Source organism: Chitinophaga sp., assembly GCF_036569185.1.
Taxonomy (GTDB): Bacteria; Bacteroidota; Bacteroidia; order Chitinophagales; family Chitinophagaceae; genus Chitinophaga.
Window position 1 is genome coordinate 1 of the sequence record NZ_DATCRD010000263.1, and the last position, 11,070, is coordinate 11,070.

General features: G+C 46.9%; 10 protein-coding genes. 5 read left to right on the top strand and 5 right to left on the bottom strand.

All coding sequences use genetic code 11. From position 1 onward, the window contains the following. On the top strand, window positions 1-937 hold a 937-nt coding region (locus VIM72_RS20150), incomplete at its 5' end, for a sodium:solute symporter family transporter (RefSeq protein WP_332004622.1). 10 nt (window positions 938-947) lie between these two features. On the opposite strand, the gene VIM72_RS20155 is transcribed toward VIM72_RS20150, so the two are convergent. Genes VIM72_RS20155 through VIM72_RS20165 form a run of 3 tightly spaced genes read right to left on the bottom strand, consistent with a single transcriptional unit; the run spans window position 948 to window position 3,848 of the window. After that, window positions 948-2,294 carry a HAMP domain-containing sensor histidine kinase gene (locus VIM72_RS20155; RefSeq protein ID WP_332004623.1) on the bottom strand — a complete coding sequence of 449 codons (1,347 nt, stop codon included), beginning with the start codon at window positions 2,292-2,294 and terminating at the stop codon, window positions 948-950. A gap of 2 nt (window positions 2,295-2,296) precedes the next feature. Next, complete coding sequence (locus tag VIM72_RS20160) at window positions 2,297-2,974, bottom strand: response regulator transcription factor (protein WP_332004624.1); 678 nt, start codon at window positions 2,972-2,974, stop codon at window positions 2,297-2,299. A 4-nt stretch (window positions 2,975-2,978) separates the two neighbouring features. Continuing rightward, a complete protein-coding gene (locus tag VIM72_RS20165; protein WP_332004625.1) occupies window positions 2,979-3,848 on the bottom strand; it encodes a hypothetical protein in 870 nt (289 codons plus the stop codon). Window positions 3,849-3,890: 42 nt separating this feature from the next. On the opposite strand from VIM72_RS20165, the gene VIM72_RS20170 reads away from it, so the two are divergent. Next, a complete protein-coding gene (locus tag VIM72_RS20170; protein ID WP_332004626.1) occupies window positions 3,891-4,274 on the top strand; it encodes a hypothetical protein in 384 nt (127 codons plus the stop codon). Here the strand turns inward: VIM72_RS20170 and VIM72_RS20175 are convergent. After that, complete coding sequence (locus VIM72_RS20175) at window positions 4,245-4,781, bottom strand: hypothetical protein (RefSeq protein ID WP_332004627.1); 537 nt, start codon at window positions 4,779-4,781, stop codon at window positions 4,245-4,247. The genes VIM72_RS20170 and VIM72_RS20175 overlap by 30 nt on opposite strands. A 293-nt stretch (window positions 4,782-5,074) precedes the next feature. Here VIM72_RS20175 and VIM72_RS20180 point away from each other — a divergent pair, with 293 nt between their 5' ends. The 3 genes from VIM72_RS20180 (at window position 5,075) to VIM72_RS20190 (ending at window position 10,384) form a co-directional block, all read left to right on the top strand. Then, a complete protein-coding gene (locus tag VIM72_RS20180; RefSeq protein WP_332004628.1) occupies window positions 5,075-8,116 on the top strand; it encodes a SusC/RagA family TonB-linked outer membrane protein in 3,042 nt (1,013 codons plus the stop codon). Window positions 8,117-8,144: 28 nt separating this feature from the next. Beyond that, window positions 8,145-9,527: a SusD/RagB family nutrient-binding outer membrane lipoprotein gene (locus VIM72_RS20185; protein ID WP_332004629.1), complete on the top strand. Its 1,383-nt coding sequence runs from the start codon at window positions 8,145-8,147 to the stop codon at window positions 9,525-9,527. A gap of 128 nt (window positions 9,528-9,655) precedes the next feature. Next, window positions 9,656-10,384 (top strand): YoaK family protein, encoded by a 729-nt coding sequence (locus VIM72_RS20190; RefSeq protein ID WP_332004630.1) that lies wholly within the window; start codon window positions 9,656-9,658, stop codon window positions 10,382-10,384. On the opposite strand, the gene VIM72_RS20195 is transcribed toward VIM72_RS20190, so the two are convergent. After that, window positions 10,375-11,070: Crp/Fnr family transcriptional regulator (locus tag VIM72_RS20195; protein WP_332004631.1), on the bottom strand; the 696-nt coding region annotated here is incomplete at its 5' end. The genes VIM72_RS20190 and VIM72_RS20195 overlap by 10 nt on opposite strands.

The following is an 11,070-nucleotide window of genomic DNA, read 5'->3' on the forward strand; positions in this document are numbered from 1 at the left end:
CTACCATCCGCCATCGGATCAGCAGGCTCCTTTTTTAAGTTTGATACTTGCTTCTTTTGGCGTATTTCTTTTTTACCAGTCGTCCAACCAGGTAATGATCCAGCGGATCCTTTCCGCCCGCAGCAAATGGGATGGGATGATGGGACTGATCTTCTCAGGGTTTATCAATATTGTACGACCACTCGTTACCTGTTTGTTGGGATTGATTATTTATCATTGGCTGGATATAATGCGTCAGGGGCCTTCGCTGTTGCCCGATAACCAGGACCGCGCATTCCCTGTAGCCCTGCAGCTCTTTGCTCCTTCCGGTTTGAGAGGAATTATCCTGGGCGGTTTTTTCGCAGCGGTAATGGCCAGCGTCAGCGCATTATCCAATAGTGTGGCTACAATTTTTTCACTGGATGTTTACGGCCGTTTCTGGAGGAAAAAGGCAGGAGACAGGGAGTTAATTATCACCGGCCAGCTCTCCGGTGGCGCAGCTTTACTGATCTCTTCCCTGGTATCGCCGTATGTTGGCACGGTAGGATTATTTAAGTATTTCCAGACCGGCGTCACCTACATTGCTACCCCGTTTATTTCTGTATTGCTGATGGGCATCTTCTGGAAAAGGGCCAGTTATGGTGGCGCAATTGCCGGGTTGCTGGGAGGAGTTATCATCCAGGTATTACTCGCCATTGCATTGTATGCCGTAAATATTAATCTTCACTGGCTGTATGTTGGCGCTATCGCGCAAGTGCTTACCATGGGGCTGATAGCGGTGGTATCTGTTTTTACAACCGCCCCTCAGCCGGAGCAGATAAAACCATTCATCTGGAATATAACATGGCTGCGCACCTGGGGAGAGGGGGAAGTGAAACGCCCCTGGTATCAAAGCCTGAAGCTTTGGCTGGCATTGTATGCGCTTGCCTGGTGTTATATTTACTGGAGATTTTGGTAAGATACCTGTGTTATATAAACCTTTTATAACCGGAAGCGGGCGCCGGAAGCGGAAAGCTAAGCGTGAATTCTGTACCGGCGCCTGGCTGCGAGCTTACTTCAATCGCTATATCGTGATACGTTGCAATGGTATGTACAATGGAAAGCCCCAGCCCATATCCCTCATTTTCGTTTTTTTCCACTTTTTTAAACCGCTGGAAGATAGTGCCTATTTCATGTGCAGGTATACCGATGCCTGTATCACCGATGATGAGCTGGTATGGTTTGCCGGGCGTATAATTTTCACGGATAATCACCTGTCCGCCCGGTTTGTTATACCGGATGGCATTATTCAGCAGGTTATAAACAAGCTGGAAGATCAGGTCGTGGTTCAACCCCGTTAATACCACTTTTCCTGAAAGCTGGAGGTGGAAAGCCAGTTGCTGTTCCTGCAGGCGGTGTTCCAGCTCATCGGTTACCTCCTGTACCAGCTCCTTTATGTTGAAACTGTCGGACCGGGGAAACTGGTTATTCTCTATCCGCGAGATCAGCAGCAGCGAATGAACGATTTTTTTAAGGCGGTTAAGGGTTTTCATCATGTCCAGGATCTTCTTCTGGATAGCCTCGGGTAGTTCTTCTTCTATCATGAGGTTTTCCGTTTTGCTTTGCAGGATGCTGATGGGGGTCATCAGTTCATGGGAGGCATTGGAAGTGAATTCCCGTTCTTTTTCAAAGGCATCTCTGACCTTGCCCATCAGCTCCGTGAGTGAGTCATCGAGGTACCTGAAATCTGTAGTGGAAGTTTTAATGGGAGGGGAGGTTTCCCTGAAAGGAAAGCGGGCATTCAGCAGCCGGTTCCTGATGATAGTAGCCAGCGGGCGCAGGAGAAGCCGGGTATAAACCAGGTCTATAACAATAGTGCTCACCATCAGGGCGATCAGCACATACAGGGCCATTCGCTGCAAAGGCTGGTTATATTCATCAATAGTGGCGGTTGTTTTACCTACTTCGAGGATATAATTCCTGTTGTGATGACTGAATGTGTGACTAAGCACCCGGTAAGTGAGTGTGTCGCCTTCCACAACGCGGCGCAGGGTGGCGATGGTATCCACCGGAACCGTTTTGCCTGCCGGTTCCAGGGAAATATATTCCTCTTTCAGCATGGTATAGCTGCCATAACTTGGTTCTCCCTGCAGGTAGGCATCTATACCACTTTTGCCGACTACGTTCAGCACTTTCCGCTTTTGCTCTTTCAGGTAGTAATCGTTGTACTGGTATGCAATCCTGTTCACCAGCACAGGCAACAGCCATACAAAAAGTATGACGATAGCCAGTTTCGAAAGCGTAATAAACAGTGTGAGTTTGGTGAAAAGCTTCACATTCAGATTTTTACTTTGTAACCTACACTACGAACCGTTTGGAGCCACTCCACGGAAGACCAGGCGGATAGCTTCTTCCGGATGTTTTTTATATGCACGTCAATATAGTTGGAATCATAATCATCATCAGAAAAGCTGCCCCAGATATGCTCACTCAGCTGCATCCTGGTAATAGGTCTGTTCTTGTGAAGCAATAAATAATTAAGCAGATCAAATTCCTTTTTAGATAGCTCTATTTCGGTTTCCTCATTATATATTACCAGTCTTTTGTTCAGGTCTACCCTAAAATCGCCAATGACAACGGAGGATTCCTGCAGGCCGAATTTCCGCCGGATAACTGCCTGCATTCTCGACTGCAGTTCCAGTAAAGAAAAAGGTTTTGGCAGATAATCATCCGCTCCCAGGTTCAGCCCCCTGATCCTGTCTTCCAGTTGTCCCCGGGCCGACAGGATAATGCAGGATGCATCGGGGTAGTTCTTCCTGGCTTCCTGTAGCAGCAATAGCCCATCTTTATCAGGAAGACCGAGATCCAGCAGTATAAAACTATACTGGTTTTCTTCCATCTTTTCCAATGCCTGTTTTGCTGTGTGAGCCAGGTCGCACAAATAAAACGCCTTTTTAAGGAATGCTTCCATTTCGTAAGCTATAGACCTTTCATCTTCTACGATCAAAACTTTCATATCATCAGAACTGGTAATAAACGCTGAAATTAAAAAATGAATTCACTTTTCCACCTCCTGTTTCCGCCCTGGCTCCCAGTACGGAAAGCTGGTAGGCTGCTTCCACCAGGTAGTGCGAGCGGTTATAAGCCAGGGGGACCCGCAGGTTGTAAGAAAGCAGGTTGAATTGAGAAACAGTTGTGGTGGTAGATTCGCTTTCTGTGGATGCAGGATTAAGCCCTCCGATGCCCGGTAGCGGAATTATCCTGAACAGGCTGTCCCGCAGCAGTTTTTCCCGCGTGTAGGTCTGATAAAAACGCTGGGTACCGCCCGTCACTTCTACCTGTGGCGTAAGCGTGATCAGATCCTTTCCTTTAAAAATGCTGCCAAGGCTGATCTGTTTTTCAGTGCTGAGCGTAACAAATACGTCTTGCTGTTTGCCGAAATGATAATCTGCATTTATCCCTGTTGTCATCCAGTATTCATATTTAAGGGAAACGCCGGCATTATCCGGATTGGCCGCCTGCAGGAAGGGGGAGTATGCGGGGAAAAAAGTATGGCTGAAGTTAAGGTCGGCCACCAGCTTTTTACTCAGCTTAAACTCAAATCCAATGCCCGCACTGCTGGCAGAAACTACGCTGCCTGAATCATTCAGCAAACGATAACCCGTACCTGTAAAGTAAAGGCCGAAAGGAAGCCTGAGCGACGCGCTCGCCGCTATGTAAGGCATTTTTTCTTCTGCTTTCTGACCATAATAGCTAACATCATTGGAGTAGGTAGCTCCTATAGTAAGTGTAACTTTTTTCTTAGTGTCCGCTGTTGTAGTATCTGTTTGTGAAAACGCCGGCATGCTGAATAGCCATGCCATTAAAAGCGTTAAGAAATATTTGCTCATATTGAACTCCTTTATTACAGGGTTAATCCCAACTTAGGCCTGATGAGCTTAGGTTTGATGACCCTGATAGGCTTAACCGGTATCGGACCGGGTATTGGCAAAGGCTTTACCTGCCTGCGTGATTTTGGTACTTCTTTTATTATCTCCGGGATCGTTGTTCCCTGCTGCGTTTCGCCCGGCTTAGGCTGGGGCGCTGCTGAATCTGCAACGGGTAGCATGGAATGGATTCCCGGTGCAAATATGTCTTTCTCTTTGCCTGTTTCCCGCGCAAAACCAGCCACCGGTTTAACGATTGCCAATACTATGATCAGTGCTAACTGGTATGTAGGAAATTGCTTCATTGAGATAAAAATACAGGTTTTTACCATTGTTCAGCAAAAACCTGTATTTTTTAAATTAAAGACCCTTAAGCCCTACTGCTCCTGAGGTGATTGTTTTTACACTCACAGGCGCTGCTTTTATTTTCAGGGAATTATTTACCGTACTGTTTACACGCACCGCATTACCCGCAACTGCTGTTACATTCTTCACGCTTTGCGTTACCTGTTGTCCGGTGGCTTCGCCTGTTTTTATCATTTGTTTTTCCAGTTGATTGCCCGCTTTAACGCCTGTTTCCAGGCTGCCTGCAGCGCCCGACTTTACATCTTCCTTCGCGGTGGAAACAGCTGCCGGATCTGCAGTAACTGCACTTTCCTGGTTATGCGCAACGCCGGCCTGTATATTCACCTGGCCTGCAGATACTGAGGACGATGATCGGGTATTTGCTTCGGTAGAGGCATTGGCCGGCACGGATACGTGCTGACTGCCAGCAGCGGCACTCACCGTGCTTTTACTACCTGCTTTAACCTGCTGGTCCTGTTTTACTGCGGCGGTTTGTGCAAAAGCGGTGCCGGAAACAAAAAAGGCGATAAACATTAATCCTTTAGTCTTCATAATCAAAGTTTATGGTTAATAATTTTTTTGATGATGGAACAAAGCTAAAAGCGGAAGATGAAGAGAAAATGAAAAATCATATAAAATAGCATTCATCATCTTTTCTTCTTATTTATATTATTGTCAATACGACAGTTAACTAGTTCGTAAATTAATCCTATAAGGAGTTTTGGGGTAATATTCGTTTACAATCGGTTAATTATTCTGAATCCATGTATACCCCTTACGCCTAATTTTATCGCGCTAACTATTCTATGAGAGGCCTTCAACCTGTCAACCAAAACGTTCATCAAATGGCACAATCAGCAAAATCAGCAGTATCACGATGCTTTGTACCGCTATGCGTGGTATGTTTTATTGCTATCTTCTCCTTTTCTGCATCTGCGCAGAAAAAAGCGATTACAGGTACAGTGGCCGATTCTTCCGGCATGCCTGTTATAGGCGCTACTGTCCGGGAAAAGAATGGCAAGGCCGTTACTACCTGCGGAGCCGACGGCACCTTTACATTAACCGTAGACGAGAAGAATTCGCTGGTCGTTTCCAGCGTAGGGTTCCTTAATGCGGAAGTTCCCGTAGGCAGCAGCACTACTTTTACCATCACCTTAACCAGCAATACTTCCGCCCTGAACACAGTGGTGGTAACGGCGCTGGGTGTAAAAAGGGATAAGCGCAACCTTACGTTCAGTTCCCAGCAGCTGAACGGGGAGGAGCTGTTAAAAACAAAAGAGCCTAACCTGGTGAATACTTTAGCAGGCAAGGTGCCGGGTATACAAATTACCAGTTCATCGGGGAATGCAGGCGCCTCCTCCCGGATAGTGATCAGGGGTAATTCTTCCCCTACCGGGGAAAACCAGGCATTATTTGTCATCGATGGGGTGCCTGTAGACAATACGGAAACCGGTAACATCGGCGGCGGGGCGGCTGGCTCCGGCGTGAACCGTATCTCGGATATTGATCCTGCTATTATAGAAAATGTGAACATCCTCAAAGGCGCCGCTGCTACTGCGTTGTATGGCTCATCCGGCGCCAGGGGCGTGGTGCTCATTACCACTAAAAATGGCGGGGTGGATAAAAAACCGGTGTTCAGCTTTTCTTCCGATGCTTCCTTTGAACATCCGCTGTTACCGGAACGGCAGAATATTTATGGGCAGGGTACCGGGGGAATCTTTTACAACGGGGAGGATGCCGACAAGAAAACAAGTCTTTCCTGGGGACCTCGTATGGATACGCTCAAGGTAAACGGCGCACCTGCGCCTACCTACGATCCCTACGATTTTTTCCGTACCGGTGTCACTACCAACAATACTATCTCTGCCTCCGGCAGTAATAATAGTTCCAACTATTTTCTCAGCTATTCTTATTTTAACCAGAAAGGGGTGATGCCGGGAAATGATTTTAAACGGCATTCGTTTTTTGCGAAATATACTTCCAAAATAGGTAAGTATGTAAGCACTACCTTCCAGATGGGATACAGCAATTCCGACCAGGACAGGCTGCCGGAAGGCGCCAGCAACGGGCCTTTGTTTGTGTTGTTGCTGCAACCTATCTCCTGGAATCCTTACCCGGTGCTCCTGCCGGATGGCTCCCAGCGCGGCTATCGTAATTCCAGGAATATGCCTTTGTGGACGTTGGATAACATCAGCAATAATTCCACTGTAAACAGGTTTCTCCCGGTATTTACCGCTAATATTACTCCCACCAGCTGGCTGACGATTACAGAAAGACTGGGCGCAGATATTTACACGGAGGCCGATAAATATGTAGAATATCCAAGTCCGCAGATAGGGCTCACGGGGCAGATCAGGAACCAGAACATCAACTTCCGGCAATTCAACAATGACCTGATCGTTAATGCTACAAAAACATTCGGCAAATTTAATGTGAACCTGCTGCTTGGTAATAATATCTATACTACTTACAACCAGTATATGAATGTCAACAGCACCGGGCTGAATATTACCGACTTTAACAATCTATCGTCCGGTACCACTATCACCGGTACGGAAAGCCACACGCAGCTCAGGAAAGTGGGCTTCTATTCACAGGCGAATATAGAGTACAACCGTTTTTTGAACCTGTCGCTTACCGGCAGGTATGATGGCAGTTCTGTGCTCAATCCCGATAAAAACTTTTACCCTTACGGATCGGCGGCGGCCAGTTTTATCTTTTCTGAATTTCTTGGATCTAAGGCTTCAGGTATCATGAACTTCGGAAAGGTGCGGTTCAGTTATGCTACGGTAGGTAATGATGGAGTAGGAGCGTATGCACTTTCTACTCCTTATATACAGGCAGGAAGGAATACCAATGCCGGTTACTTCCTGTTCCCGTTCCAGGGGCAACAGGGATTTTTACTGACATCTGCATTAGGTAATCCAGCGCTCATCAATGAACGGCTCAATGAGTATGAAGCAGGACTTGAAATGCGTTTTCTGAGAGACAGGATCAGCTTTGAAGGGTCTTATTTCAGCCGCCGTTCCAAAAACGGGCTCATTCCGGGCTCGCAGATCTCCAATGCTACGGGCTATAGCGGTACCACTTTTAACTCTGCGGAAATATCCAACAAAGGAATAGAGTTGCTGTTGAGCGCTACCCCGGTGAAGTCGAAAGATTTCAGCTGGAATATTACCCTGAACTTTTCGAAGATTAAAAACGAGGTGCTTACCCTGGGGCCGGATATCGACCAGCTGGGGCGCCTGATCAAAGGCCAACCATATAATATTTTCTTTGGGGCCCGTTATAAGCGCGCCAGCAACGGGGAGCTGCTTATCGACGCAGGGGGCTTACCGGTGGTGGATCCGCAACAGGGTATTGTTGGCGATATTAATCCTGACTGGCTGGCCGGTATGGATAACAATTTCCGCTATAAACAGTTCAGCTTATCCTTTTTCTTCGACATGAAAAAAGGAGGCGATGTACAAAATGATGTGGAATCAGCCGGTTTTTATTACGGTACTGCAAAGGTAACGGCTAACCGCGGTAAAATGGTGGTGCCGGGAATCAGCGAGGTAGATGGAAAAGCCAATACCGTGGAAGTAGATGCGCAAACCTACTATCAAACCAGGCAATATGAATCTACCATCCAGGATGGTACTTATATCAAGTTGAGGAATGTAAGTCTTTCCTACTTCCTTCCTGCCTCTTTCCTGGCAGGAACGCCTTTCAAAACTGCATCGCTGGCAGTTGCCGGCAGGAACCTCTGGATCTATAGCCCACACTTTACCGGCGCTGATCCGGAAGTAAGCTCCTATGGCACCGGCAACAGCTCACAGGGTATCTATGCGTTTTCCACGCCTACCGCCCGCTCTATCAACTTCTCCCTGAAATTCAGTTTCTAGTATGCCAGCACCACTAAAATTTATCAACATGAAAAAGTCGCTTTATATACTACTGCTCACAGGGCTCTGTTTACAGGGCTGCAAAAAGTTCCTGGATGTGAACAAAGATCCCAACAACCCGGTAGATGTACAGGAATCACTGATCCTGCCACCGCTGGAGCTGAACATTTCGGACAATATCCAGGGCGGCAATGCGGGAGTTATTATACAGAACTACGTGCAGAACATCGCCGCCAACCAGCTGAATCCTTACGTGGGCAGTTACCAGTTGTTTAATAGTGATATGGACGGGGATTGGTCTAATTTCTACGTGAGCTCGCTCAATAATCTCATCACCCTGAATAAAAAAGCGGAAGCAAATAACAACTGGAACTATGCGGCTATCGCTAAAATACTTACTGCTTACACACTGGGCACCGCTACCGATTTCTGGGGGGATATCCCTTATTCAAAAGGGTTTACCAGCGGCGTGTTCAAAGTGCCTTATGATAAGCAGGAAGATATCTACAAAAGTATCCAGTCGCTGCTCAGCGATGCCATTGCCAACATCGATAAAAACAGCAGCCCCAAAACTCCCGGCGGCGACGATTATTTTTACAACGGTAATATGAGCGCCTGGCGCAAGCTTGCCTGGTCGCTGAAAGCCAGGTACTATATGCATCTCACAAAAGCGCCGGGCTATTCGGCTAAAACCCAGGCGGAAAGCGCCATGGCCGCTTTAAAGAACGGTATGGCATCCAACAACGACGATTTTAAGTTCACCTACACAGGCGCAGCCGGATCGGAAAACATCTGGTACCTCACCTTTACCCCGGTAACCACCTATGTGATGAATGCCACGTTGGTAGATACATTGCGTAACCGGAATGATCCCCGGTTGCCGATGATGATCGCCCCGGCCAAAACAACAGGGCTGTATACCGGCAGGAGAATAGGTACCCCCACCGGCGACCTGGCTAAGTACTCTTATCCTGCCGCGTTCTATGGCGCCAAAGCATCTTCCAATTATATCTTCAATTATTCAGAAGCGTTGTTCATACAGGCAGAGGCGTTGCTGATCACCAGTGGTTTTGCTGCGGCGCAGCCGGTGTATGTTAACGCTATTAACTCACATTTGTCCAAACTCGGCATTGATACTACTTCCGCAGCCGCTACTGCTTATGTAAACAGCCGTAAGCTAACTGCGGGGAACGCGTTGCAGCTGATCATGGAAGAAAAAGCGGTAGCTAATATTTTCAACTTTGAAACGTATAACGACTGGAGGAGGACTGGTTTTCCCAGGTTGCAGAAAGTAGACGGCGCTTTGATAGACATCCCCCGGCGGTTATTATATCCGCAAAGCGAGATATTAACCAACGCACAACCACAACAATCGGCTATCCAGAGCACAAAGGTGTGGTGGGATAATTAGAAAGTGAATTTTTGCACTTTTTGATGTGCAAAGTATCAGTTAAATCAAAGGGATCTGCCAGTACCTTCGTACAATGGCAGATCCCTTTTTGGTGATGGGGAGAGCTCTGGGGCTTAAAGAAAAAGTAAATGCTGCGTCATATAGGAAGAAAAAGGAATTACAGGCATAATGTACGCCTGGCTGTACTTTTATGTTTTACCGCCGGGATGGTGAATGCGGCGGGTTTTCTTGCCTTCTCTGTATTAACCACCAATGTAACCGGCCATGCGGCGTTACTGGCGCAGAAACTGGCCACCGGCGATCTGAGGTCGGCAAGAATGGTAGGCTTATGGCTGTTACTCTTTCTTGCAGGAGCCTTTTTTTCAAGTTTTTGTACCGGTAAAAGCCGGCACCGGCGATTCGGATATACTATACCCATAGTAGGGGAGGTTTTAATCCTGCTGATGGTGGCAGGTTTTGGGCATACATTTGATCAGTCCATTATCAAAACGGAGTATTTTGCTGGCAGCCTGCTTTTTGCCATGGGAATGCAAAACGCTTTGGTATCCACTATTTCGGGTTATGTGGTGAGAACTACGCACCTCACGGGAATGTTCACGGATCTTGGGATTGACCTGTATACGGTAATATCCACACCCGGTCAGAACAGCGCTGCTGTAAAGCGGAAAATAATGCTGCGGCTGGTAATTATCTTTTTTTTCCTGGCAGGGGGAATTGCAGGCGGGTACCTGTTTCTGAAGTTTAAATATTTTACTTTTTATTTGCCGGCAGCAGTATTGGTAGTAGCGATGTTTTATGATGCTTTCCGTGTGAGGGTTTCTAAAATGATACACCGCATCAGGTACAGCTATTTATAATTGGCTATCTTAATCAGCCCGTTAACATCCCTGATCATAATTTTCCTGCCCTGGGTTTCCAATAAACCCGCTTCCTTAAATTCAGTGAGCATCCGTGTTACATTTTCGCGACCGGTGCCAACAAGACCGGCAAGATCTTCCCTGCTCATATTTATCACTACAGGCGTTCCTTCCACATAATTCACCTTGTATTTCTCCCGGATAATGATCAGTTGCAGTGCCAGTCTTTCTCTTACTGTTTTTTGTGCAAACACCGTAAGGCTGTTAGCCAGCACGGCAAATTCGTGACTTAATGTTTTTAATAACCTGTTGTTGAGCAGGGGGGAAGCTTCCAGCGCACTGAGAAAATCTTCTTTAGGAATAAAGGCAATTCTACTTTCTTCCATTGCTGCGGCGGAATCCGGGTACCGGTCTTCCGAAAGAATAGCATGATACCCTATCAGCTGCCCTGTGCCTGCCACGTAGATGATCTGCTCCCTGCCTTCATGATCTGCCTTATATTTTTTTACCTTACCTTTTACAATATAAAATATGCCGGAAGGAGCAGCGCCTTCCCTGAAGAGAATTTCATTTTTGGCATACAGCTGCTCACTTTTATGAGCGGTCAGTATCTCATAAATATCAGCGGGCAAATCCATAAGGATGGATTCACTTTTGAAGTCCCATTTATCTATCGGGAAAATACC

Bases quoted from the DNA above. Each gene is read 5' to 3' on its own strand.
- VIM72_RS20185 (WP_332004629.1), top strand. From the start codon at position 8,145: ATGAAAAAGTCGCTTTATATACTACTGCTCACAGGGCTCTGTTTACAG.
- VIM72_RS20180 (WP_332004628.1), top strand. From the start codon at position 5,075: ATGGCACAATCAGCAAAATCAGCAGTATCACGATGCTTTGTACCGCTA.
- VIM72_RS20170 (WP_332004626.1), top strand. From the start codon at position 3,891: ATGAGCTTAGGTTTGATGACCCTGATAGGCTTAACCGGTATCGGACCG.
- VIM72_RS20160 (WP_332004624.1), bottom strand. From the start codon at position 2,974: ATGAAAGTTTTGATCGTAGAAGATGAAAGGTCTATAGCTTACGAAATG.
- VIM72_RS20165 (WP_332004625.1), bottom strand. From the start codon at position 3,848: ATGAGCAAATATTTCTTAACGCTTTTAATGGCATGGCTATTCAGCATG.
- VIM72_RS20175 (WP_332004627.1), bottom strand. From the start codon at position 4,781: ATGAAGACTAAAGGATTAATGTTTATCGCCTTTTTTGTTTCCGGCACC.
- VIM72_RS20190 (WP_332004630.1), top strand. From the start codon at position 9,656: ATGCTGCGTCATATAGGAAGAAAAAGGAATTACAGGCATAATGTACGC.